1 protein-coding gene is annotated in these 518 nt (G+C 66.0%); it reads left to right on the top strand.

The annotated features are described in order from the left end of the window. Window positions 1–518: TCP-1/cpn60 chaperonin family protein (locus MKK88_RS03510; protein WP_279602059.1), on the top strand; the 518-nt coding region annotated here is incomplete at both ends.

The raw sequence follows: 518 nt of genomic DNA, 5'->3' as shown, positions 1-518 counted from the left end.
ATCGAGAAGGAGAACACCACGATCATCGACGGCGTCGGCGAGAAGTCCGACATCGAGGGCCGCATCTCGCAGATCAAGGCGCAGATCGAGGAGACCACCTCGGACTACGACCGTGAGAAGCTGCAGGAGCGTCTGGCCAAGCTCGCGGGCGGCGTCGCGGTGATCCGCGTCGGCGGCGCGACCGAGGTCGAGGTGAAGGAGAAGAAGGACCGCGTCGACGACGCCCTCAACGCCACCCGCGCGGCGGTCGAGGAAGGCATCGTCCCCGGTGGCGGCACCGCGCTGCTGCGCGCCAAGAAGGCGGTCGCCGAGCTGAAGTCCGACATTCCGGACGTCCAGGCCGGCATCAAGATCGTCCTGAAGGCCCTTGAGGCCCCGATCCGCCAGATCGCCCAGAACGCGGGCGTCGAGGGTTCGATCGTGGTCGGCAAGATCACCGACAACACCTCCTCGGAGACCTTCGGCTTCAACGCCCAGACCGAAGAGTATGTCGACATGATCCAGGCCGGCATCGTCGA

The sequence above is a fragment of the Methylobacterium sp. E-005 genome (assembly GCF_022829725.1).
Lineage (GTDB): Bacteria > Pseudomonadota > Alphaproteobacteria > Rhizobiales > Beijerinckiaceae > Methylobacterium.
This window is presented reverse-complemented; position numbering and strand designations above follow the sequence as displayed.